The organism is Shewanella chilikensis, assembly GCF_037953065.1.
Taxonomy (GTDB): Bacteria; Pseudomonadota; Gammaproteobacteria; order Enterobacterales; family Shewanellaceae; genus Shewanella; species Shewanella chilikensis.
Map to the genome: position 1 here is coordinate 2,945,833 of NZ_CP149966.1, position 22,974 is coordinate 2,968,806.

21 protein-coding genes are annotated in these 22,974 nt (G+C 50.6%); 5 read left to right on the top strand and 16 right to left on the bottom strand.

What is annotated here, in order from left to right; translation table 11 throughout:
- Positions 1 to 99: 99 nt before the first annotated feature.
- Both WKR14_RS13325 and WKR14_RS13330 read right to left on the bottom strand, forming a co-directional pair.
- Positions 100 to 735 carry a hypothetical protein gene (locus WKR14_RS13325; RefSeq protein WP_165565301.1) on the bottom strand — a complete coding sequence of 212 codons (636 nt, stop codon included), beginning with the start codon at positions 733 to 735 and terminating at the stop codon, positions 100 to 102.
- A gap of 258 nt (positions 736 to 993) precedes the next feature.
- The gene (locus WKR14_RS13330; protein WP_234555245.1) at positions 994 to 3,438 is read right to left on the bottom strand and encodes an Ig-like domain-containing protein; all 2,445 of its coding nucleotides are present in this window, start codon (positions 3,436 to 3,438) and stop codon (positions 994 to 996) included.
- A gap of 220 nt (positions 3,439 to 3,658) precedes the next feature.
- Between WKR14_RS13330 and WKR14_RS13335 the strand changes: the two genes are divergently transcribed.
- On the top strand, positions 3,659 to 5,011 hold the full coding sequence (locus WKR14_RS13335) for a dicarboxylate/amino acid:cation symporter (protein WP_101057278.1): 1,353 nt from the start codon (positions 3,659 to 3,661) through the stop codon (positions 5,009 to 5,011).
- A gap of 110 nt (positions 5,012 to 5,121) precedes the next feature.
- On the opposite strand, the gene WKR14_RS13340 is transcribed toward WKR14_RS13335, so the two are convergent.
- From WKR14_RS13340 to htpG, 5 genes are all read right to left on the bottom strand, one after another.
- The gene (locus WKR14_RS13340; protein WP_101057280.1) at positions 5,122 to 6,426 is read right to left on the bottom strand and encodes an inosine/guanosine kinase; all 1,305 of its coding nucleotides are present in this window, start codon (positions 6,424 to 6,426) and stop codon (positions 5,122 to 5,124) included.
- A 149-nt stretch (positions 6,427 to 6,575) separates the two neighbouring features.
- Positions 6,576 to 7,580 carry a ferrochelatase gene (hemH, locus tag WKR14_RS13345; RefSeq protein ID WP_165565303.1) on the bottom strand — a complete coding sequence of 335 codons (1,005 nt, stop codon included), beginning with the start codon at positions 7,578 to 7,580 and terminating at the stop codon, positions 6,576 to 6,578.
- 112 nt (positions 7,581 to 7,692) lie between these two features.
- Positions 7,693 to 8,337: an adenylate kinase gene (gene adk, locus WKR14_RS13350; RefSeq protein WP_101057284.1), complete on the bottom strand. Its 645-nt coding sequence runs from the start codon at positions 8,335 to 8,337 to the stop codon at positions 7,693 to 7,695.
- Between the two features lie 188 nt (positions 8,338 to 8,525).
- Positions 8,526 to 9,371 carry a tetratricopeptide repeat protein gene (locus WKR14_RS13355; RefSeq protein ID WP_101057286.1) on the bottom strand — a complete coding sequence of 282 codons (846 nt, stop codon included), beginning with the start codon at positions 9,369 to 9,371 and terminating at the stop codon, positions 8,526 to 8,528.
- Positions 9,372 to 9,441: 70 nt separating this feature from the next.
- Entirely contained in the window at positions 9,442 to 11,355 is a 1,914-nt protein-coding gene (htpG, locus tag WKR14_RS13360) for a molecular chaperone HtpG (protein ID WP_101057289.1), read from the bottom strand.
- Between the two features lie 243 nt (positions 11,356 to 11,598).
- Between htpG and WKR14_RS13365 the strand changes: the two genes are divergently transcribed.
- Positions 11,599 to 12,060, top strand: coding sequence for a carboxymuconolactone decarboxylase family protein (locus tag WKR14_RS13365; protein WP_165565305.1), 462 nt, complete (start codon positions 11,599 to 11,601; stop codon positions 12,058 to 12,060).
- Between the two features lie 12 nt (positions 12,061 to 12,072).
- Positions 12,073 to 12,843 (top strand): AraC family transcriptional regulator, encoded by a 771-nt coding sequence (locus WKR14_RS13370; RefSeq protein WP_286995656.1) that lies wholly within the window; start codon positions 12,073 to 12,075, stop codon positions 12,841 to 12,843.
- A gap of 51 nt (positions 12,844 to 12,894) precedes the next feature.
- Here the strand turns inward: WKR14_RS13370 and recR are convergent, their stop codons facing one another.
- The 9 genes from recR to WKR14_RS13415 all read right to left on the bottom strand — a co-directional run bounded on the left by recR (position 12,895) and on the right by WKR14_RS13415 (position 21,168).
- On the bottom strand, positions 12,895 to 13,494 hold the full coding sequence (gene recR / locus WKR14_RS13375) for a recombination mediator RecR (RefSeq protein WP_039033855.1): 600 nt from the start codon (positions 13,492 to 13,494) through the stop codon (positions 12,895 to 12,897).
- Between the two features lie 13 nt (positions 13,495 to 13,507).
- Positions 13,508 to 13,837, bottom strand: a complete 330-nt coding sequence (locus WKR14_RS13380; RefSeq protein WP_025011505.1) for a YbaB/EbfC family nucleoid-associated protein — start codon at positions 13,835 to 13,837, stop codon at positions 13,508 to 13,510.
- A 130-nt stretch (positions 13,838 to 13,967) separates the two neighbouring features.
- The gene (gene dnaX / locus WKR14_RS13385) at positions 13,968 to 16,931 is read right to left on the bottom strand and encodes a DNA polymerase III subunit gamma/tau (protein ID WP_339086471.1); all 2,964 of its coding nucleotides are present in this window, start codon (positions 16,929 to 16,931) and stop codon (positions 13,968 to 13,970) included.
- Between the two features lie 121 nt (positions 16,932 to 17,052).
- A complete protein-coding gene (gene apt, locus WKR14_RS13390) occupies positions 17,053 to 17,604 on the bottom strand; it encodes an adenine phosphoribosyltransferase (protein ID WP_039033853.1) in 552 nt (183 codons plus the stop codon).
- 95 nt (positions 17,605 to 17,699) lie between these two features.
- Positions 17,700 to 18,095 (bottom strand): response regulator, encoded by a 396-nt coding sequence (locus tag WKR14_RS13395; protein ID WP_101057297.1) that lies wholly within the window; start codon positions 18,093 to 18,095, stop codon positions 17,700 to 17,702.
- A gap of 87 nt (positions 18,096 to 18,182) precedes the next feature.
- A complete protein-coding gene (locus WKR14_RS13400) occupies positions 18,183 to 18,557 on the bottom strand; it encodes a YbaN family protein (protein ID WP_101057299.1) in 375 nt (124 codons plus the stop codon).
- Between the two features lie 511 nt (positions 18,558 to 19,068).
- Complete coding sequence (locus WKR14_RS13405) at positions 19,069 to 19,851, bottom strand: DNA-binding domain-containing protein (RefSeq protein ID WP_101057303.1); 783 nt, start codon at positions 19,849 to 19,851, stop codon at positions 19,069 to 19,071.
- Positions 19,851 to 20,687, bottom strand: coding sequence for a DUF692 domain-containing protein (locus tag WKR14_RS13410; RefSeq protein ID WP_286995650.1), 837 nt, complete (start codon positions 20,685 to 20,687; stop codon positions 19,851 to 19,853). Before WKR14_RS13410 ends, WKR14_RS13405 begins: the two co-directional genes overlap by 1 nt.
- A gap of 58 nt (positions 20,688 to 20,745) precedes the next feature.
- Positions 20,746 to 21,168, bottom strand: a complete 423-nt coding sequence (locus tag WKR14_RS13415) for a hypothetical protein (RefSeq protein WP_101057307.1) — start codon at positions 21,166 to 21,168, stop codon at positions 20,746 to 20,748.
- Between the two features lie 292 nt (positions 21,169 to 21,460).
- On the opposite strand from WKR14_RS13415, the gene dusC reads away from it, so the two are divergent.
- Both dusC and WKR14_RS13425 read left to right on the top strand, forming a co-directional pair.
- Positions 21,461 to 22,414: a tRNA dihydrouridine(16) synthase DusC gene (dusC, locus tag WKR14_RS13420; RefSeq protein ID WP_335922917.1), complete on the top strand. Its 954-nt coding sequence runs from the start codon at positions 21,461 to 21,463 to the stop codon at positions 22,412 to 22,414.
- 126 nt (positions 22,415 to 22,540) lie between these two features.
- Positions 22,541 to 22,882 carry a TraR/DksA C4-type zinc finger protein gene (locus WKR14_RS13425; RefSeq protein WP_101057309.1) on the top strand — a complete coding sequence of 114 codons (342 nt, stop codon included), beginning with the start codon at positions 22,541 to 22,543 and terminating at the stop codon, positions 22,880 to 22,882.
- Positions 22,883 to 22,974 lie beyond the last annotated feature (92 nt).

Sequence of the window (22,974 nt, forward strand, 5' to 3'; positions counted from 1 at the left end):
GGTTCGCAGCAAATGGCCCTAGTCCTTTGCAAGAAACTCAACATAGCAGACAGGTCTGTAAGCCACACCTGGATTGCCCACTGCTTATATTTCACCTTCTCATGCCACGGGCTTTCTCAGGCTCCACTCTATCAACTTGGCTCTGACCAAACGTTGCGAAAACTGCTGCGGATCAAGAACCCAGTTAGTAGCGATTTCCCGAACATTCGCACCATCCGGATAACATCCCCCTGTAGACAAACCATTAATATAACAACGTTTAGCGGCTTGTACCTCTGCCTCAGTGGGTTCACCCGCCGAGATGTAGCTTTGGTCATATTCATAGAGCCCGTCATGATACACAGCATATTTTCTTGTTACCTGACCGTTTTCCGCCATAAACCAAAAATTGTATATACCTCCTTGATGGTCACCGAAGCCATAAGTTTTTCCAAATCTCTGGCTTAACCTGGCAGCGAATTCTGAAAGATTGCGTAGGCATTCATCCAGCATTTCCATACTGTCCCTGAGGCCATATTGCCGGAACGGCAAGCCCCAACCACCAAGGTAGATAAGTCCATCAAGATCCGCGACAACCAGATGTGAAGTTTTCCAGATAAGCTTCAGATCGCCTGCAGATCCCAAATCACTGATGGACGTGATATCTGCTTCCCCCTTCAGATGGTCAACGATTCCATCCAGATCTGTGCTTTCTACGACCAACCAAATCATATTGCGATACATCGAAACACTCATTTTTATTCCCTTAAATATCTGAAGCTTTGAAAATTCAGTAGTCCACGGACTTTAGTAGCTCAACAATGGGCCGGAACAGTAACAAAACCAAGAGACAAAACAAAGGGACAAAACAAAGAGATTAAAACCGAGATATTAAAATTGAGACCCCATAACTCTTGGTAGATTGCAGGCCGGAGATCCTCGATGAATTCAAAAAAAAGTGCCTGATGTTTCCATCAGGCACTTGAGTCTCTTGTCAGAGAGTTATCTATTCAGTTAATGAATAACCACGGGAATACTGGGCAAGATGGTGGAAACTCCGTTAGGGGTGGTGATTTCAATCAACAGACTACCTGCATCGGCTTGGTCGGCACCTTTCACCATCACACTATACTCCAATGCGCTATTTTGATTGGTTGAGAGTACAGTAAAGTTCCCCTTACTTGCCAAACTACCTGCTGAGGTGCTGAAAGTGATACTCGTGCCGGATGGCAAGGGTTGATTATGGAGATCCCCGACAATAATTGATACTGCGCCAACGGATTTACCTATGATATCCAAGGTCTGGTTGTCATTGAGGCCGTCACAAACATCCACTTGGTTCTTATCATCAGTACAGCTATCCGTAATTTCAGGAGTTGAAGCAACCGGGTCACTACCCGACATCACCAATACAATAGAAGCCCTGACATTGAGCGACTTGTCGGTTGCTGAACACCCTTCGTGAGGATTATTGCTGTCATCAAGCCGGCAAAGACTACCGTTATAAACGCCATCCGACTCATCAAAGCTACCACTATTATTAAAGTCCACAAAAGTCTCTAACTCTCCACCGGTTAGCGATCTGTCATACATATAATCTTCATTATGGTCGACGAAGGCTTCCGATAAATCAAAGGAACGACCGGAGACATCAAGTTTATTCTCGAAGTCGTCCCATTCATCAAGGTCAAATCGTCCATTACCATTGAGATCCGGGAACGACTCTTCTCCAATTGCCGTAGCAAGAATGGTTACCCGGCCGCCATAGGGTTGACCAAGGTTATCCAGGGACGGTTGATCTCCGCCCCCAAGGGTGTTGCCTGTAGGACGAGGGTTTTGGCTGGTCCAGGTCACGGTACAAGCACCGGCTGTTGTTGTACATGAAGACTCAATGACGCCACCCTCTGTGGTAAAGCTAACTGCAGTGCCATCCGGAACCGGGTTGTTGAAAGCATCTGCCAACCTGGCAGTCACTTTGACTTCAACGCCATCATAATTCCAACCTTCCGGGTTATAGTTATCAGCAGAAAGAGAGAAGGAGTCCTGATCCGGAAGGCCGGTCGAAATCACCAGTTGACTGGACTGGGACGAAATCAATGGCAAGCTGCCATCCACTTCAGCGGTTACCCTGACTGAAGTCGATACGGTTCCTGAGTTAATAACAGTTTGGGCTATCCCTTGTGCATTGGTCGTCGCAAACACAGGATCTATCTCTATATCACCAACGTCTGTATTGAGGGAAAAGTTAACTCTTTGATTACTTACAGGATTATTGTTTTTATCCAGCACTTTAAATCTAACAGTTGACGATTCCGCACCGCCCGTGCCTTTCAAACGGATAGTTTGCGGAGTCGCATCCATGAAAAAGATACTGCCCACGCTCGCCGGTAACACATTGACCACGGCTTTGGCCGTCAGTGATTTGCCTCCGACATTAGCACTGATATTGATAGTATCATCACCGACACAGCCTTTGGCGAGATAAGTGCTGGTAGCGACACCATTAACTGCAATGACAGGTGAACTGATTTCCGCTTCCAAAGGCGTTTTACCGGCACAGACTGAAGTAAACTTAACTTCAGCAGGTTCGACAAAAGGATTACCGTTATCATCCTGCAATGTCACACTGACACTCGCTGTACCACCAGCAGAGACAACGGCTGGTGCCACAGCTGCCACCCCATCCTGAAATGGCGAGCCACTGCCCATAAACACATTGGTTGCACCGACTTTAAATACCAAGGAAGTCTCTTCACCGGACAGTAAAGTCGCGGTTGCAATCCCGGCTCCAGGCTGAGTACCGGCCAAGATTTGAACATAGGCCTTACCATTATCTGTGGCCGCCGTATCTATGGGGATTTCGCCCCTGTCACTGGTAAACTTGACAATGGTCTGTTTGGAAATCCCGGTGACATTGGCCACCAAGTAACCCGGCGTTAATGAGGTGATCGCTTCCAAAGGAGTTGTACTGTCAGGATCAGCAACAAGCACAAGTGAAATCTGAGCTCCCCCGGTATCGGCGCCACCGTCACCTTTGGTATTGAATGAGACTTGAGCTTCAGCACCATCGCCACTGCCAGGAATATACCGGGCTGTTACAGTCCCCGAACCCAACTTATCGCCGGGCAAGAGATCAATTCGCACCACACCTTGTGCATCCGAAACCCCACTATCGGAAGCCAATACACCTTGACCTTCAACAGAGAAGACAATTCTTCCGCCCTGGAATGGCACTGCGTTTTTGCTCAACGTCGCAACCAGCTTTCCCGGTACGGCATTGGAGACTTCCGATAAAGGCTCACCATCGGCATCGGTTAACTTGAGACTGATGGTATAAGTATCTGTAGGCAGAGTCGGCGTTGTGCCATCTCCACCGTCGGAAATACTGCCACCACCACCACAGGCAAATAAAAGAAAACTACATAATAGAGTGAAGCAAAACTTAAACGCTGACTTCATTGTCAGACTCCCTGTTACTCAATAAATGCAAATGATCTACTTGTGTATTACTTATAGAGCAACATTGTATAATTTTCATTAAACATTTCCACAACATGTGAGCGTTATTTGTAATTAACAGCCTCAATATTTAACCAGCATACCATTTCCTCAAGAGAGCTTTCTTGCTAGGCTTTAGTGCGCCAAATTACAAAAGTACAAGAATTAAACAGGAAAATTTATGGCATTCACTCCAACCAAGAAAATGGGCCTGACCGGCAAGATCCTTATTGGCATGGCAGCCGGTATCATTGTCGGTCTTCTTTTGAGATCTTTTTTCCCCGCTGGTGAGTTGGATTCACCGCAAGTCCAGCAAGATCCCTATTTCATCTTTGTGCAGGATTACATCACCGAAGGCTTTCTCAATGTCGTCGGTACTATCTTCATTTCCAGCTTGAAAATGCTGGTAGTGCCCTTGGTCTTTATCTCTCTAGTGTGCGGTACCAGCTCACTCAGTGATCCCTCAAAACTGGGGCGTTTGGGTGGCAAAACTATCGCCTTCTATCTTTTCACCACTGCCATAGCTCTAACACTGTCAATTATGGCTGCAGTGATGATCCATCCCGGCCACAGCAGCATGTCTACCGCAGGTAACAGCTTTGAAGCCAAAGATGCTCCCAGCTTGGCAGAAGTATTGATTAACATAGTACCAACCAACCCGATGCAGGCGATGAGCGAAGGCAATATGCTGCAGATCATTATCTTTGCAGTGATCTTTGGTTTTGCCATCTCTCATGTGGGCGACAAGGGCAAGCGGGTTGCAGCGCTGTTTGAGGACCTCAATGAGGTGATCATGAAGGTGGTGACCCTAATCATGCATCTAGCGCCTTACGGGGTGTTTGCCCTTATGGGTAAACTGGCACTAACACTCGGCGTAGAAACTTTCGGTAGTGTGGTCGCTTACTTCTTTGTGGTACTGGGCGTACTGCTGGTGCATGCCTTTATTACCTATCCGGTACTGCTCAATCTGCTTTCAGGACTCAACCCTTTCACCTTTATTCGCAAAATGCGCGATGTGCAGCTGTTTGCCTTCAGTACCGCCAGTTCCAACGCTACTCTTCCGGTCACTATCGAGACGGCCGAGCATCGCCTGGGCGTCGATAATAAGATAGCCTCGTTCACCTTACCCTTGGGCGCTACCATCAACATGGATGGCACCGCCATCATGCAGGGTGTGGCAACGGTATTTATCGCTCAGGTTTACGGTATCGACCTGACAATTACCGACTATATCACTGTGGTTGTCACTGCCACCCTGGCCTCTATCGGCACGGCCGGCGTACCGGGCGTGGGCCTGGTGATGCTGGCAATGGTACTCAATCAGGTAGGCTTGCCGGTAGATGGTATAGCACTGATTATCGGCGTAGATAGATTGCTGGATATGGTACGCACCGCGGTGAACGTCACAGGCGATACTGTTGCAACCGTGGTGATAGCCAAGTCGGAAAATGAGTTCAATGAAGAAACCTTCAACGACCCTAAAGCCGGTAAAGCCAATGTCAACTTCCACAAGGAACACCATACTCCCATGTAAGGCTTAAGCCGGGTTCGCTGACAACGGAAATACAAAGAGGGCGCCCATTCGGACGCCCTCTTCTATTTTAACGGGTTTGATTTAACCCATTGAGATTAGCTGAGCCAAACTTAACGTTCCCAGTAGGCTTCTTCCAAGCTATCTTCCCGCTCGGGCAACCCTCTTGATAGGCGTGGGCTATGCTGCGCCAGCACTTCATAAGCGACCCGGTTGGCGTACTTACAGATTTGCGAGAATGAGGAGTAACACAAACCATCGCGCTTATGCTTACTGGAGCCCGGCACGTTGGTCTTGTGGAAGGTATTGGCCGCCAAATCATGCAAGAGCGCAGACAGGGCACCATCACCGGCGCCATTGGTATTATGAATTTTCTCCGGCCCGCCCATATAAGGCGAAATATGGGCATACACCTTGATAGGTTTATCACAATCATTTTTCAATTTCGGGCGGGAGAACTCATAACGGTTAAATTCAGGAATAGCGCCGGGCAACAGAGTATGGGCCGTCTCGCGTTTCTCGGCGTCATCGGTATAGCCTGCGGTGTAAAGTCCCGAAGCACCCGCAGTGGTCAATACCATGTCGCACCATTCAAGTGCCGCTTCGCTGGCCAGTAAAGGATCGGCAAATCCGGTCAGCGCCTCACCTTCATCTTCATTCATCGCCAACACAGTCACATATTGGCGAATAAATTGCTGCCACCACTTGGGATCTTCGGCGATCAGGAAGCGGGTTCCCAAGGTCAGTACCACTGGTACTTCTGCTTCCTGGGCGTAGCGAATCGCCGTCAACGCCGCTTCACCTATCTGATCGCCATCACTGGCCCGCATCAGATAAGCGGTCAACACCAAAGCAGAACTGCCCTGAATCACTTCTTTATCGATAAACTCCGGACTTAACTTGTCCATTGAGCCCTTGCTGATGGCAAAAGTGCGCTCACCGTCATCGGAGATCAGGGTAAAACAGCGACCTATCGGGCCTTCAACCGGCTGTAAGTAGTTGAGATCCACCTTGGATGAAGTGTTGCACAAATAGCGATAGGCGTAGCTGCCTACTTCAATATGCTTGCTCATCACGCCAAAGAGCACAGATCTGTCATCGGCAAGAATTGAGTAGTTGTGAATGGTATTACCGATAGTGCCGCCGGCAAACTCATCGCTGACCAACTCACGGCTTTTAAGCTCCTGATACAGTTGATGGGCACTGGCATCATCAATCAGAGTCGAGTTGCCTTTGGGTAAGCCGTAACGCTGCAGCAGTTCATCTTCAACCTTGGCTTCAATATCCACCAAAGTCTGGTCTATACCTGAAATCCAGGTGCTGAAAGGTTGTGGCTGCTGAGTCAACTGCGCCAGCAAAGGATCACGGGTTTTGACCGGAAAATAGTGTTTGGATTTACGCTGACCGGGAAATTTCATATTGGGCTCTCATTTTCATCGTCCCTGAGTAGTGTACCGTTTGGGTACACTTTCCTGATAATGATCTTAAGTCAGGCTGACGGAGCTGCCAGCGACCACTTTAAATGGCGGCAGATTCTATCACAAATCCACCGCCACACCAGTGCACGCTAACGGGCTTGATACCAATTTTCAGAGTGAAACTTCACCAACTCGGCCAAAAAACACATATGAGCCGATTGTGCGTTGAGACAAGGAATAAATTGATAACGCTCACCACCGGCTTCAAGGAAGCTCTCGCGGCCTCCTTGGGCTATCTCTTCCAGGGTTTCCAGGCAGTCGGCGGCGAAGGCGGGACTCATGATATCGACCGAGGTAACCCCTTGTCCCGGCAAGGATTCAAGCAGCTCATCGGTATAGGGCGTTAACCAAGGCTCTTTGCCGAAACGAGATTGGAAACACAGCTGCCATTCGCCTTCACCCAGGCCAAGCTCGGCGGCCAGCAACTTGGCAGTGGTTTCACATTGACTGCGATAAGGATCCCCCTCCTTAATGTAACGCTCGGGCACCCCATGAAACGACATCAGCAGCCTTTGTCCCCGCCCTTCTTGCTGCCAATGGGTTCGGACACTGCCTGCCAGGGCCTGAATATAACCAGGCTTGTCGTGGTAATCACGCACAAATCTCAGCTCAGGCAGATTACGTTCCCGTTTCAGTGCCGCAGCAACACCATCAAACACACTGGCCACAGTGGAGCAGGAGTATTGAGGATAGAGAGGCAACACCAACACCTTGTCAACGCCGGCATCTTTCAATGCTGCCAGGCCATCACTCAAGGAAGGGCTGCCATAGCTCATTCCCAGCTCAACAGGAATATGACAGCCAATTTGCTCCCGAAGCAAATCAGCCAGAGCTTGCCTCTGCTGCTTACTGACCACCATTAAAGGCGAGCCTTCCGCCTGCCAGATAGATTGATACAACTTGGCGACTTTCGCCGGGCGGGTATTGAGAATAATACCTTGTAACAGGGGTTGCCACAGCCAGGGAGACAGATCCACCACCCGTTGATCGCTGAGGAACTGCTTCAAAAAAGTACGTACTGCCGCTTTGGTTGGCGCAGCGGGAGTACCCAGGTTAACCAAAAGCACACCGAATGGAGAACGGGGATCCTGCACTGTATTATTCCTGTTTCAAGAGAGGTGGCGCCAAGTTAACATCGCTAAAACCATAAAAAAAGCCCGCAGTTGCGGGCTTTTTTCGATTATGAGAACCGGTTCTGATAATTAATCAGCCCAGCGCCTTCACAATGGCTTCGCTGACGGAAGCAACACTTTGGGTACCGTCGAATTTACTGTACTTGGTATCACCCTTGGCAGCCATGGCGCCATAGTAATCCACCAGCGGCATGGTCTGTTCGTGGTAGATGCCAAGGCGCTTGCGTACTGTGCTCTCTTCATCATCCGGACGGATAACCAGCTCTTCACCAGTAACATCATCCTTGCCTTCTTCTTTAGGCGGATTGAAGACCACATGGTAAACCCGGCCGGAACCAGGATGCACCCGGCGACCGCTCATACGTTTAACGATTTCTTCGTCCGGCACATCAATCTCAATCACGTGATCAACATGGATACCGTTGGCCACCATGGCATCAGCCTGTGGAATAGTGCGTGGGAAACCATCCAGCAGGAATCCCTTGGCGCAGTCGTCCTGAGTAATGCGCTCTTTAACCAGACCTATGATCAGCTCATCTGAAACCAATTGTCCGGCATCCATCACCTTCTTGGCTTCCTGTCCCAAAGGCGTACCGGCCTTGACGGCTGCACGCAGCATATCGCCGGTTGAGATCTGTGGAATGCCATACTTTTCCATGATGAACTGAGCCTGGGTACCTTTACCGGCACCAGGGGCGCCCAATAGGATAATGCGCATATCAAGAGTCCTCTTTTCGCATTGATATTCTTGTTAGGGCGGCGATCTTCGCACATCTGACCGCCCATGAGAAGGCCTTTGGCTTCGACTTTAGCCACAGAAACGCCAAAAAAACCTCACAACTCCGACCTGTTAAAAGCGGTAAAAAACCGCTCAGACAGAGGCTTGGCCTGCCAAGCTTAACTCTATCAGTAGAGTAAACTATAAAGCTTGCGACGATAGCTGCTCGCCAGTGTATTCCCCTGACCAAGGGCTGAAAGTATCGTCAGAAACTGCTGTTTCAACTCACCATTGCCGGCGTTGAGATCTTGCTGCAATTGAGCAAACAGCAGCTCCAGTGCCTCTTCATCCCGGTGCGCCTGATGCAATGCCGTTGCCAGCTTGCCAAGTATACTCAGATCCCCCGGGGTGGCTTCGAGCGCCTGTTGCAAAGAACGGATTTCCGGCGTATCGGCCGCCTCTTCCGCCAACTTGAGTTTAGCCTGCAAACTGGCGTAATAAGCATCCTGATCTTCAAGCTTGATGCCGGCAAGCAAGCTTTTGGCAGCGGCAATATCACCGCTTAACAGGCATGCATCAGCATAGGGCAAGGCCACCTCGGCGCCATTGTGCTCGCCATAGGCCTCCTTCAGCAATACCAGAGCTGCAGCGGCATTGCCTCCGGCGAGTAATTCTCTGGCATCAGCAAGTTTCAGCTCCCAGGCGGCAGGCAGATGTTTATCCAGCATGGTCTGTATTTGCGACTCGTCCTGCACCCCGGCAAAGCCATCAACCGGCTGGCCCTGGCTGAGCAGCAAAGTGGTCGGCAGGCTCTGGATTTGGAAATAGGAGGCGATTTCCATTTCGGTTTCGCAGTTGACGGCCGCCAGCAGCAGTTGTCCCTGATAACGGTTTGCCAATGTTTCCATGGTGCCGAGCAGCCCCAGACTCTCCGGGCTCTGCTGGGCCCAAAAGACCAACGCGACCAACTGTTGTTTCGAGGCTTCCACCACCTGTTGAATATTGTCGCGGGTCAGTTCGATACGTGTTTCCATAGCAATCCTTGTTGGATGGTCGGGCTAAGCCCGAGTAAAAAAGGGCCATAAAGGCCCTTTTTTGATTGGCTTACTTAAGGTTGGCAAGCAACATCTGGTTCATCAAGCGGATAAACTCAGATGGATCGGCCAGGCTGCCCTTTTCTGACAGCATTGCCTGTTGCAACAACAGGTTACTCCAGTCAGTAAAGCGGCTTTCATCTGTCTCTTCATTGAGCCTTGCCACCAGCGGGTGCGTCGGGTTCAGCTCAAACGTCGGTTTGACTTCCGGCACCTGTTGACCGGCTGCCTGCATCAACTTGATCATCTGGCTCGACATCTCGCCTTCACCGGCCACCACACAGGCAGGAGTGTCGGTCAAACGCGTGGTCACCCGCACATCCTTCACCTTATCACCCAGCGCTTCTTTGATACGCTTGAGCAAAGACTCGGATTCGGCCGCCAGTTTTTCCTGTTCGGCCTTTTCATTCTCATCTTCCAGCTCACCAAGATCCAACTCGCCGCGGGTCACAGAGTGCAGCGCCTTTTCCTTGTACTCGGTCAGATGGTTAATGAGCCACTCGTCGATACGGTCAGACATCAACAGCACTTCGATGCCCTTCTTGCGCAGCAGTTCCAGATGCGGGCTGTGGGCCGCCGCCTCATAGCTGTCGGCAACAATATAGTAAATCTTGCTCTGACCTTCTTTCATCCGGCCTATGTAATCGTCCAGCGATACGGTTTGCGCCGCAGTGTCATTGTGGGTCGAGGCAAAACGCAACAAGCCGGCCACACGCTCGCGGTTGCTCCAATCTTCTGCCGGGCCCTCTTTCAGTACCTGGCCAAATTCGGCCCAGAACTGCTGGTACTTATCGCTGTCGTCTTTTGCCAGTTTCTCCAGCATACCCAGCACCCGCTTGGTGATGGCTGTACGCATGGCTTGGGTCACCTTGTTGTCCTGCAGTATCTCACGGGAGACGTTCAGCGGCAGATCGTTGGAATCGACCAAACCTTTTACAAAACGCAGGTAAGAAGGCATAAACTGCTCGGCGTCATCCATAATAAATACACGCTGAACAAAGAGTTGCAGGCCCTGCTTGCGATCCCGGTTCCAAAGGTCCCAAGGCGCCTTGGAAGGAATGTACAGCAAGCTGGTGTATTCCTGCTTACCTTCGACCCGGTTGTGACTCCACAGCAGAGGATCGCTGAAGTCATGGGAGATATGCTTGTAAAACTCCTGATATTCCTCATCGGAAATCTCAGACTTGTTGCGGGTCCAAAGCGCGGTGGCCTTGTTCATCACTTGCCATTGACCTTCGGTCGCCGGAATTTTTTCGCCATCCGGGCCTTCGGACTCGGGCGAACCTTCCTGCCACATCTCTACCGGAATGGAGATATGATCTGAGTACTTGGTGATGATAGAGCGCAAACGCCAGTCATCGGCAAACTCTTTTTCCTCTTCACGCAGATGCAGAATAATCTCGGTCCCGCGGCTCTCTTTGACTATGTCTTCAACGGTAAAATCGCCTTCACCGGCAGACTGCCATTGCACGCCTTCATCGGCCTTGTGACCGGCAGCGCGGGTTCTCACCGTTACCTTATCGGCCACAATAAAGGCCGAGTAGAAACCCACGCCGAACTGACCGATCAGCTGCGAGTCTTTGGCGGCATCGCCGGAGAGGTTTTTGAAGAATTCTGACGTGCCAGACTTGGCAATGGTACCCAGGTGTTCGATAACACCGTCACGGGTCATACCTATACCATTGTCTTCAATGGTAATAGTGCCCTTTTCCTTATCGGTACTGATACGTACCCTGAGCTCACCATCACCTTCATAAAGCGCATCGTTGGTAAGTGCCAGATAACGCAGTTTGTCGGCAGCATCGGCGGCATTGGATACCAATTCACGCAAGAAAATCTCTTTGTTGGAGTACAAAGAGTGGATCATCAAATGCAAAAGTTGTTTGACTTCAGTTTGAAAACCATGAGTTTCTTGATGTGACATGAATAGCTTCCCTTGTTTATCGCAATAGGTTAAACCAACTTGAGTTGCTTAACTAAATGGGGATGCGATTTTCAAATTCAAGGGCGGGATGACACAGACTGATAACAGCCGCAGAAAAAATAGCCCGTAGAGCGCTATGAAAATAGCCCAGCGCCGATTGTCGGTTTCTATCTATGTCGAAAATATTCAATCTTTGTCCGCTTTGCCCGGCTATCGTCTGGGAACCCCCTCTCAGGAGATATCATGATGAAACGACTCAACTATGTAAATACAGCGCCACAAGCCTTGGAACTTCTATACCAACAAGAGCGTTACTTCCACCACCAATTCAGCTCATCGAAGACCATGTCTATAACCATCTGGGAACTGGTCAAACTCAGAGTCTCACAAATTAATCAATGCGCCTTTTGTATTGACATGCACAGTAAAGACGCGCTGAAGTATGGCGAGAAAGCCGAACGAATTTTTGGTCTCAATGCCTGGCGGGACATGCCTATTTACAGCACTGCAGAAGGTATTGCCCTCGCTTGGGCCGAGCATCTGACCGCAGGCTTGAGCGTCAGCGATGAAGAGTACCAAAAGGTGCTGGATTGTTTCGGCCCTCAGGCGATGACAGATTTGACCATAGCCATCAATGCCATCAATAGTTGGAACCGTATCGTTAAAGTATTTAAACCCGAGGTCGGCAATTACCAGCCCAAGTGATTCAGGTTGAGTATGGACTTAAAGCTATTTTCCCCCAAAGGCAATATCGCAGCTGATATTCAAGCTATATGGTCTGTTCGCGTATCAACAGGGCATAGGGAGCCAATTGTTCGATTACTGCTGGGCGACGCCGGCAGCGGTATCCTATTCAATTTTGGCCCTGAGGTGTTTTTTGATGGGATATGGCATCCTCCAGGGATCATTTTGTTGCCTATTAGTCAGACTTCCCAAAACATCATCATGCCGCCGGGGACCCAAATGGCAGGCATCCGCTTTCATCCAGCTATGGGCTATCAATGCCTGGGAAAACGCTTCGACAGCCCTGTCCGCAGTGAGCAGGAAACGGATATCCATACCCTTCTTAACCCACTATATTTGCAGCTCCATACCTGCAGCGTTCACTATACCCGCATCCGCACCATATATCAGTTTTCTCGGCAACATATCGTCAGCCGTAGTGAAAGGCATCAAAGGGTTAAGGAAGTCCTCCGGTATACACACCACAAGCATGCCAAAGAAACCACATTGGGATTACGTCAAATAGAACGCCACTTCCAAAGCTGGATGGGGATGACCCCTAAGTATTATCAACGCGTTATTCGGGTCAAGGAGGCACTGGAACAACTCCAGCTGGCACCGTCAACATCACTGGCCGAACTGGCAGCCGACTTTGGCTTCGCCGATCAGGCACATATGACCCGGGAATTTCGCACCTTGGCCAATATCACCCCGAAACATTACGCCCGCCGCTACTTATCCCACGCTACGCAGACCAAAAAATAGCCCCGCATAAGCGGGGCCGGTATCTTCACAGAAGGCTCATTAAATCAAACGTCAGAGCGGCAATCGTCCATTAAACGACAATGCCAGAGTGGTACTGTCGACATATTCCAGCTCACCACCTACCGGAACCCCATGAGCGATTCGGCTCACCTTGACTTGGTAACGATGGGCGATATCGGCAATAAAATGCGCCGTAGCATCGCCTTCCACCGTCGGGTTAGTGGCCAGGATAAGCTCAGCAATCTCACCTTTGGCCAGATGCTCTTCCAGCAGCGCCAGCCCCAACTCCTCGGGTCCGACACCATCAAGCGGCGATAGATGCCCCAGCAACACAAAATAACGGCCACTGAAATGCCCCCCGGCTTCGATAGCCAAAACATCGGCCGGCGTTTCAACCACGCAGATGGTATCGGCGTTGCCGCGCCGAGGACTGGCGCAGATGGGACAAAGCGTTTCCTCGGTGAAGGTACGGCAAGACTGACAATGTCCCACCTCTTTCATGGCTCGCTCCAACGCTTCAGCCAACTTAAGCCCGGCTTTACGCTCGCGCTCAAGCAGTTGAAACGCCATCCGCTGTGCCGATTTAGGGCCAACACCGGGCAGACAGCGCAGCGACTGGATCAATTCATCAACCAGAGGGCTGAATTTCATCTGTTATTCCGACTCAGAATGGCATCTTCATGCCAGGAGGCAGTTGCATGCCACCTGTCACTTCGGCCATTTTGGACTTTTGGTTCTCTTCAACACGGCGAGCCGCATCGTTGCAGGCCGCGGCGATCAGATCTTCCAGCATCTCTTTGTCGTCTTCCAGCAGGCTGGGATCTATCTCGACTTTGCGAACATTGTGGCTGCCGGTCATGGTGACTTTCACCAAGCCTGCGCCTGACTCACCTGTGACTTCCATGCGGGCGATCTCTTCCTGCATTTTGGCCATTTTTTCTTGCATCATCTGGGCTTGCTTCATCAGGTTGCCCATACCGCCTTTTCCAAACATAGCTTTATCTCTTCAATTCAAGTTGTGAGTAACAGGTCAAAGTTGGCTAATCTTACTGAAATAAACCCGCTTGGCAATCCAAGAGTCGCTTTGAGCGGCAATCTTATGAAGCGGGTAACATCCACCGGGCCTAGGGCGCCTTGTCTGCAATCAAATTAGCCCTTTGACTGAGCAGCTCAGGGGGATAGCCGAGAGTATCCTGATCCAGTTCGGCCCCCATATGACTGACAAGCCATTGAATATTTTCATCATTCATCAATGAAGCATGAGCCCCGCTCAGGAGCTCCTGATGAAAACGATGACGAATTTCCAACGGCGTTTCCCTTTGGTCATCTACTCCTACGACAATCTCTGTGCGGCAAGGTTTCCCAAACAATTTGGAAAGCGCCTCTTCGAGCTGTTTGATGGCCGAATCTGCCGCCAAGTGCTTCTGATCCGGCTTAAGCAGCAAGGGCAGCGGTTCAGCTATCCGCTCACAGACTGAGTTCACCGCCAGTTGCCTTACCCGGCCGCCAATCTCCAGCGCCGACATCAATTTATACCAATAAAGATCCTGTGGATGGCCGCTGGGTAGAGCATGGGCAAAAGCATCCGCGGCCCCTGGGTGAGGTGCTAAGCCCGGCTCAGGTGCGGGCCGAACTTCGGCGTTTGCCATTATGTTTTGGCTTGGCGGTTGCCCAATCGCTTTTGCAGATTCTTGTACCGGCTCATCTATCGCCTGTGGTGCAGCTTCCTGTGCTGTCTGCGGCGCGGTATTTTGTGGTTGTGGCTTAGGTTCAGGCTTAGGTTCAAGCAAAAACTCAGGCACAGACTCTGGTTCGGCTTTTGGGAAAGCCGCATTTTGAAGCGTTTCACTGTCTTCCACCGCCTCGCGACCCGCTGCAACCGTACCCTCTGGGGCATCTTCCCATGGCGGGCTGTCTTCCTTGAGCGCCGCAACATGACTAGGGCCAGATCCAAAAGCCATTTCCCCGGCGACAGGAGTTTGCGTTTCTGCTCGGGAGGCCTCAGGACTATTGAACCGCTCAGGGCTTTTGCTCAGCTCAGAGCTTTTGCTCAGCTCAGGGCTGTTTCCTGGCTCTGCCAACGCTTCAGACTGACTGGCAGCTGCCCCATCGGACTCAGGTGCTGCGGCCGCGCTGCGGCGCTCCAGCAAAGGCTTTTTTTCTTCACCGTCCTTGGGGCTGGCCGCCTCTATATCACTGAGCAGCAAATCCCGGGTGGCAAGTACCTGATCGAGCAGATCATCAGCCAAGATGTCATCGCTGCCAGATTCTATGTTGGCATCGGCAGGCACAGATGACTCGCTCGATGGCTTATTTGATAGCGATACCTCGGAAGTACTATTGTCAGCAGCGGATGGCATTTGGCCGTCCATCGACATCTGCTGCTGATAAAAATCCAGGCTACTCTCCTGCCCTTCACCTTGTTGTGAATAGCCCATGGCAGCGTAAAAATCATCCTGGGACTGCTGCTCATCGCTAACAACCGAGGTTTCAGCTTGTGAAACAGGCTTGTGAGGCTGAGCTGCAGCCGTTTGCTCTACAGGCAGAGACTCGGTCACTTTAACTGACTCAACTGCCGCATTTGCTTCAGCCACACTTGTTTTTGACGCATTCATCTGTGAAGGGGAAGCTTGCAAAGGCACTGAGGCCTTATTCCGAAACCCCATGCTACCGGCTTGGGATAACAGCAGCGCTTGTTCGGCTAATAAGGCCTGTTCATCTGCATCTTCGCCTTCACCGGCAGCCATCTGCGCGCCACCACTGCTCGCCTGCGTCTCAGCCGCCGAGCTTACCTGTGTTGGCATCTTGGCAGCTTGTATCTTTTCAGCTTGCGCTTCGACAGCCTGACTTATAACAGATTGAGCAGAGACGGCTTGAGGCTTTATCTCATCGACGTTACTGCTTGCCACTTCTTGATTCGGCGCCCTTGCAACTGCAGCTGCACTATGGCTGTTATCCAAGGCAGATAGATCGGCGACTTCGCCCCTTTGCCAGCGCTTGGGCGGCGTTTCCGGCACAAAGGCAACGGCTCTGAGTAACGCCATCTCCAATCCTGACTTGGGATCCGGTGCATAAGGCAGCTCCTTGCGACCACTGAGCAGCAACTGGTAATAGAGCTGCACCTGCTCGGGCGCCAAGTTTTCACCGTAGTGGTTAATTCTGGGGCCGAACAGCGACAGATTGGCCGCCGCCGGTGCAAACTGGCTCAGGGTTATCTGATGCAAGAGCTCCAGCAGGCTGCGCAGCACTTCGGCAGCATCGGCGCCAAATGCCAGCACCTTGGCCACCTCCTGCATCATTTTGGCGATATCACCTGTGAGGAGCGCATCAAACAGCGCCAGCACCTGGCGCTCATCTATGGCGCCGAGCATGGTTTGTACCTGCTCCAGCATCACTTGCCCAGCCCCAAAGGCGATGGCCTGATCTGTCAAACTCAGGGCATCACGCATACTGCCATTGGCGGCTCGCGCCAGAAGCGTCAGTGCAGAGGTTTCAAACTTGAGGCCTTCGCTTTGCAAAATATGCTGCAGCTGACCGGCCATCTCGGTCTGATCCAGGCTCTTTAGGTTAAATTGCAGGCAGCGGGACAGTACAGTCACCGGCAGCTTTTGCGGATCTGTAGTGGCCAGCAGGAATTTGACGTGCTCAGGGGGTTCTTCCAGAGTCTTGAGCAGCGCATTGAAACTGCTGCGGGACAGCATGTGCACTTCGTCTATCAGGTAAACCTTGAAACGCCCCCGGGTCGGGCGATACTGAACATTATCCAGCAGTTCGCGGGTATCATCTACCTTGGTACGGGAAGCGGCATCGACTTCGATAAGGTCGACAAATCGCCCCTGGGCAATTTCCTGACAGGCGCTGCATTGGCCACATGGCTTAGCGGTGATCCCGGTTTCACAGTTGAGCCCTTTGGCGAACAGGCGCGCCAAACTGGTCTTGCCGACGCCGCGGGTACCGGTAAATAAGTAGGCATGGTGCAGTCGTTGCTGACTCAGGGCATTGGTCAATGCATGCAAGACATGAGATTGGCCGACTACCTGATCAAAACTGGCAGGTCGCCATTTTCTGGCTAGTACCTGATAGGACATGAAACTCCCCAAAATCCATAAAAATATCTTTGCGGGAGCAAGCTCCGCGGATCGTAAAACAATAACATGAGGTATAACTTCATGCTACCGAGATGACCCGCAAAGCGGCAGGGCTGAGCTTTTATTCGCCTTCAAACTCGCACAGTTTGACTAACTCAAGCCCATGTTCGGTCAGACGTTGTTCACCACCCAGATCAGGCAGAGAAATGATAAACGCAGCATGTTTGGCCTCGCCGCCCAAACGACGGATAAGCTTAACCGTAGCTTCAATGGTGCCGCCGGTTGCCAGCAGGTCGTCGATAACCAATACCTTGTCACCCGGTACTATGGCATCAACATGCATTTCCAAGGTGTCGTGACCATATTCCAACTCATAGCTTTCGGCTATGGTTTCTCTTGGCAATTTGCCGGGCTTACGCACAGGAACAAAGCCCAATCCCAGTTCCAACGCCAGCGGAGCGCCAAAGAGAAAACCTCGGGCTTCGGTACCGACAACCTTGGTAAAACCATGATCTTTATAATGATCCACTAGTAAGCGAATACTTAACTGGTAGGCGACCGGGTCTTCGAGCAAACTGGTCACATCACGGAACAGGATCCCGGCTTTTGGATAATCCGGAATGGTTTTAATGCTTTGCTTAATCAGGCTTAAGCTGTCGGAGTTCATTGCCATAGTCTCAATACTTCGTTTCCAGACACTGGGCCCGGCTCTTTACAACAAAAAAGTCCACACTGAGGTGGACTGCATTTCAAAAATCCGGCTAAAGCTTAAGCCGCTTTAATCCGCCATGCAACAATCTCTGTCGATAAGTGATCCAGGAGTTGTTGCTTTGTGTCACAGTTCAATGGTTTTCTCCAAAAGCCGTTAACCTGCGACATATCCATACTGGCAGCGACTTCCTCCCGAGTGTGAGTACTTAACACCACTACAGGCAGGTTGGCATAACCGTCTAGTTGTCTGAGTAACGGGATGAAGTGCGGCCCGTCAAGCAAAGGCATGAAAAATCCACTGATCACTGCATCGAAGCTTTGCCGTTCAGCACAAGCTAACCCCTGCATACCGTTGGCCGCCAGCGTACAGCGCCAACCTTGACTCTGGAACAATTCCGCCAAAGCCTGTTGGCTGATGTTATTATCATCAACAAGCAAAATATTGAAACTCATTAAAATTCCCTGGTGGTTTCAAGGCGCGCCAAGGCTACCCCAACTGAATGACAAAAGCACGACGAGCCGACATTTTTGTCTACAGGATCACTCACTGTCTTCCAGTTCAGGAATTTGCCACAGGAACAACAACAGACTAATACAACATACCGCCAGCAAGAGTTTCACCCACCAAAGCGGTACCAAGGCAATACTGAGGGCAAAACTGGCACCACTGATCAAAAAGGCTTTTCGCTTTAATCCCTTACGCATCGCTTTACGGGAATGCCAATCGGCAAGAGGCTGGGCAAACCAAGGATGGCTGTGCAGCCAATCGTGTAGCTTTTCGCTGGAGCGAGCAAAACAAAAAGCGGCCAACAAAATAAAGGGAACTGTCGGCAACACAGGTAAGACGATGCCAAGCAATCCCATGCCCAGGCTTAGGATACCGAAAATTAAAAAGAAGCCTCTTTTGATAACCATCCAATTTCCTCTGGAAAACCGGCCGCCCATAAGGAAGTGCTTCTTGCAAAGGACTAGGGCCATTTGCTACGAACCACGCCTTGCATCCAGGCCCGTAAGCCAACGCAGAGCACACATGGGACTTGTTCGCACCTTTCCTAAACAAAAGCCACCGCTGAGGGTGGCCATTGTAGCAAAAATGGTATTTTGTTGCTTCAGATCAATCCCGCGTGTTTCAGCCAAGATAGGCTGGCCGGCAATGTAGGTAACAGCATTACCAGAACAAAACCAAGAAAATACAAAATATTGAATGGGTCTTTAAACGGCTGACTCATGACAGCTCCTCTACTTCCAGGGCTAGTGTGGGAGTGACCTTAGTCACAAAACCCGGCCATTCTAGCCCTTTATCACGCCGATAAAAACCATGTTTTTTCAATGGGATTAGCCAATCCCTTGTATTAAGGTCGCTTTCAGGCATCAATGTCAGCGAAAGTGTCAGCCAAAGGCAAATACAGCTAAAATACACTCATGCCTAACAAGACGTTGTGGCCGCAATAGCGGCTGCAGGCTGTTTACGAATAATACCCAGCGCCGCCAACTCAGCCAAAGTTGTGGCCGCGCCCTGACAAAGCTGCTGCTTTGAAAATGAAGGAAATGTCTCCGCCAGCCAAGCAAGTAACCGGCTAAAGCTCAGCGGCGTTTGCTGCAATTTGGCCAGCAGCTGCGCCGTCATCGGATTGAGCCTTAAAAAGCATACCTCCTCTTCCCGATCACGATAAACGCAGAAGAATACCGGCTTGGATGATACTGTATTTGGGCGAAAATCTGCGCTAATTCGATCAACTTCGAACTGATATTGCGCCACTTTGGCGGTGGCGGCCAACTGCAGCTTTACTGCCAGTTGCTCCAGCGCCTGGTATTCGGCCGGCTCCAGCCAAGGCGCCGAACTGTCCAGAGCCACAGATACCTGCAGTTCCAAGAGTTCATAATGTGCCAATTCCAGCATAAAAGGCATGGCATCCAACCCACTTGCCTGCTCCCGGCACAGATAGTCGAGAAACTCGGCGGCAATGTCGATAAACAGCGGGCTTTGACATTCATGACGGGCAAAAAAATCCTTTACCAACGCCAACCACTGCGCTTCAGTATGCAGCGACTTGAGAACCGGATAGGCATTGGAGACAAAGCCGTTGACATTGCTGAAAAACAGCTCGCGATATACCTGCATGTGTCGCTCGTCGGTGCCGGCCGGTAAAGGCATATCTTCCTGCCGCAAATAGGCCACAAAAGCCCGTTGTAATTGAGCCAAGGCCATTAAGCTCTCCTTTCTTGTGCAAAAACATCCAAGGCCTGCCCTTGTAGCGAGCCTATCTGCCTCAACTCCTGGCACAAGACCCGGGTTTCAGGGATATTAAAATCCCGCTCCAGCAAGGTGGGATGTACCCCGTGCAATCGATAACACTCTGCCAGCAGTTGCCAGACAGGATTGATAATATCGGCGCCATGAGTATCGATAATCAGATCTTCATCCTGCTGATAATGACCCGCGATATGCAGGTAAGCGATACGCTCACTGGGCATAGCCGCTAGAAAAGCCTTGGGATCATAACCGTGATTAACCGAGTTGACATAGATGTTATTGACATCAAGTAGCAGACGACAATCAGCCTCTTCCAGCACGGCGCAGACAAACTCTTGCTCTGTCATCTCGGCGCCAGGCGCAGCATAAAAGGACACGTTCTCCAGAATAAGTGGCCGCTCCAGAATCGCTTCAACCTGTTTAACCCTGGCACTGACATGCCGCACTGCTTCGTAGGTAAAAGGGATTGGCATAAGATCGTACATATGCCCAGCGGCGGAGCAATAACTTAAGTGCTCTGAATAAACATCTATCTGATGCAAATCGAGGAAACGCTTAATCTCCTTGATAAACACCAGGTCCAGCGGATCCGGGCTACCGATGGAAAGACTGAGCCCATGGCAATAAAATGAATGCCTTTCGGTCAATTGTCGAAACTGCTTGCCAAACTTACCGCCAAGACGCATCCAGTTTTCCGGTGCCACTTCAAAGAAGTCGGCCTCTTTAGGAGCTGCCTGACAAAACTCAGCCAACATCTCCCGCCTAAGCCCCAAACCGACACTGTTATTCATAAATAATTACCGCCTTGTGGTTTCAGACAGGGCGCAAAGCGCCCTGCACTATTCAACTTCAGTGGTTGCTACCGCACTTACCTTCTTTGACTTTGTTGGCTTCTGCCTTGGCTTTATTCTCTTCAGCTTTGGCTTTTCCTTCCGCTGAGTGCATCATACCTTCACCGCACTTGCCTTCACCGCACTTGCCCTCGGCGGCCTTATTCACTCCCTCTCCACACTTGCCCTCGGCAGCCTTATTCATCCCTTCACCACATTTACCTTCGCCGCACTTGCCCTCACGGCTTTTTTGCTCGGCTTCTTTGGCTTTCTTATCGCCACATTTACCTTCGCCGCACTTGCCTTCATTACCAACCAATTGATAACCGGCTTCCATAGTCTGAAACCCGAACGGGTTGGCATTTGCTTCTGCCGCGACGGCGCTACCGGCGATAACCATACCCAAAGCGGCTGCTACTGTACTTGTCTTGACTGTCTTCATTGTCTTTCCTGCCTTTGCTCATAGAGTTGTTACGAGTGACCGACCTCAATTGCCGGCTTGCAATATCAGACCCGGGGACAGCAGAATCTATTTCACTTTTTCAACCACGGATCACAGTTTTTATCCAAAACCCCATGTAGGGAACCATGAGTAAAATAGCAAATGCAGATAAGATCAAGCTGTTAACAGTTACATATCTAGAATAAGCCTGTGCCTTTTAAGCTGTCGATTGGTGCCGGATGGGATTTAAGGTAGAATGCGCCACTTTCTATTTCAGCCAGGCCTTAAACACGTGCGTATTATTCTCGCCCCTATGGAGGGGGTTGTTGACAATCTGATGCGGGAACTGCTCTCTGCAATTAATCCTTATGATCTGATGGTCACAGAGTTTGTACGTGTGGTGGATCAACTTTTGCCTGAAAAAGTCTTCTATCGTCTCTGCCCCGAGCTGCTGCAAGGCGGCATGACCCTCAGCGGTACGCCGGTCAGGGTACAACTTTTGGGGCAGGAACCAGATTGGATGGCCGAAAACGCCTTACGGGCTATAGAACTCGGCTCCCAAGGGGTAGACGCCAACTTTGGTTGCCCGGCCAAGATGGTTAACCGCAGCAAGGGCGGCGCCATATTGCTGCAGTATCCGGAGCAAATCCACAAGATAGTCAAAGCCATGCGTCAAGCAGTTCCTGAACCGCATGCGGTGACCGCTAAAATTCGCCTGGGGTTTGAAGACAAGAGCCTGTTTATGGAAAACGCACAGGCGATTTATGAAGCCGGTGCCACTGAGTTGGCCGTCCATGCCCGCAGTAAAAAAGACGGTTATCGTCCACCGGCCTATTGGGAATATATCACTGAGATCCGTAAAAAAATGGCCATTCCCGTGATCGCCAACGGCGAGATTTGGAACCGGGAAGATGCCCTGCGCTGCATGGAAGTAACGGGTTGCGACAGTATCATGGTGGGCCGCGGTGCCATCTCTTTACCCAATTTGGCGGATCACATCAAAAACAATGCCAAGCAATATAGCTGGCAGCAAACCCTGGCGCTGTTGATGAGTTATAGCCAAAAAGAACTCAGCGGTCGCAAAAGTTGCTATTACCCGGCGCGAATAAAACAGTGGTTCAGCTACCTCAATCGCCAATACCCTCAGGCCGATGCCCTGTTCAGAGAGCTCAGGGTACACAAGCAAACCGACGACATAGTGACCACGCTCAGTCAGGCTTATCGCGAAATAGATGACAAGATCTGAGCAATTCTGACAAATTAACGCCTTAACGACAGAAAATGTCACCCAGATTTGATCTTCATCATAGTGACATTGACCCGGCTGTTTAGACTAAATGACCGTAGACTCAATCTTTACAGGCTATTATCAGTGAGCAGCTCCCATATCAGACAAGCATTGTCGGCGTTAGAAATCGATCTCAGGAAAGAGATAATGGTGCTCGGACCCCACTGGGATCCCCAGATGTCACTCAGTGATCTGATTGAAACCATGACTCAAGCCGATCTTTGCAAACACCCCCTCTACCACAGACTGTTGCGATTGGATGCCGCGTTGTGCCAACTGGATTTAGGACTTTATGGTCTTTGCGCAGACTGTGAAGCAGAAATCGAGTCACATCGACTCGTGAAAGATCCGACCGAGCAGCGCTGTGAACGTTGCCATGAGCAATATAAACATGAACACAGACAAGAGTTGCGCTTGAATCACTAGTCAGTTACAGCAGTAAAGGCAACCCCAGAGGTTGCTTTTTTGTTTGAGGTTATATTTTGACGTTTAAGAACTGATAAAAAAGCCCCGTCAAA

What these genes read in the sequence shown, in the direction of transcription:
- WKR14_RS13340 (WP_101057280.1), bottom strand. Translation starts at nt 6,426, where the DNA reads ATGAAATTTCCCGGTCAGCGTAAATCCAAACACTATTTTCCGGTCAAA.
- dnaX (WP_339086471.1), bottom strand. Translation starts at nt 16,931, where the DNA reads ATGTCCTATCAGGTACTAGCCAGAAAATGGCGACCTGCCAGTTTTGAT.
- adk (WP_101057284.1), bottom strand. Translation starts at nt 8,337, where the DNA reads ATGCGCATTATCCTATTGGGCGCCCCTGGTGCCGGTAAAGGTACCCAG.
- WKR14_RS13330 (WP_234555245.1), bottom strand. Translation starts at nt 3,438, where the DNA reads ATGAAGTCAGCGTTTAAGTTTTGCTTCACTCTATTATGTAGTTTTCTT.
- recR (WP_039033855.1), bottom strand. Translation starts at nt 13,494, where the DNA reads ATGAAATTCAGCCCTCTGGTTGATGAATTGATCCAGTCGCTGCGCTGT.
- WKR14_RS13405 (WP_101057303.1), bottom strand. Translation starts at nt 19,851, where the DNA reads ATGGCCTTGGCTCAATTACAACGGGCTTTTGTGGCCTATTTGCGGCAG.
- WKR14_RS13380 (WP_025011505.1), bottom strand. Translation starts at nt 13,837, where the DNA reads ATGTTTGGAAAAGGCGGTATGGGCAACCTGATGAAGCAAGCCCAGATG.
- WKR14_RS13325 (WP_165565301.1), bottom strand. Translation starts at nt 735, where the DNA reads ATGAGTGTTTCGATGTATCGCAATATGATTTGGTTGGTCGTAGAAAGC.
- WKR14_RS13410 (WP_286995650.1), bottom strand. Translation starts at nt 20,687, where the DNA reads ATGAATAACAGTGTCGGTTTGGGGCTTAGGCGGGAGATGTTGGCTGAG.
- WKR14_RS13395 (WP_101057297.1), bottom strand. Translation starts at nt 18,095, where the DNA reads ATGAGTTTCAATATTTTGCTTGTTGATGATAATAACATCAGCCAACAG.
- WKR14_RS13365 (WP_165565305.1), top strand. Translation starts at nt 11,599, where the DNA reads ATGATGAAACGACTCAACTATGTAAATACAGCGCCACAAGCCTTGGAA.
- apt (WP_039033853.1), bottom strand. Translation starts at nt 17,604, where the DNA reads ATGGCAATGAACTCCGACAGCTTAAGCCTGATTAAGCAAAGCATTAAA.
- WKR14_RS13335 (WP_101057278.1), top strand. Translation starts at nt 3,659, where the DNA reads ATGGCATTCACTCCAACCAAGAAAATGGGCCTGACCGGCAAGATCCTT.
- WKR14_RS13415 (WP_101057307.1), bottom strand. Translation starts at nt 21,168, where the DNA reads ATGAAGACAGTCAAGACAAGTACAGTAGCAGCCGCTTTGGGTATGGTT.
- htpG (WP_101057289.1), bottom strand. Translation starts at nt 11,355, where the DNA reads ATGTCACATCAAGAAACTCATGGTTTTCAAACTGAAGTCAAACAACTT.
- WKR14_RS13400 (WP_101057299.1), bottom strand. Translation starts at nt 18,557, where the DNA reads ATGGTTATCAAAAGAGGCTTCTTTTTAATTTTCGGTATCCTAAGCCTG.
- WKR14_RS13355 (WP_101057286.1), bottom strand. Translation starts at nt 9,371, where the DNA reads ATGGAAACACGTATCGAACTGACCCGCGACAATATTCAACAGGTGGTG.
- WKR14_RS13370 (WP_286995656.1), top strand. Translation starts at nt 12,073, where the DNA reads ATGGACTTAAAGCTATTTTCCCCCAAAGGCAATATCGCAGCTGATATT.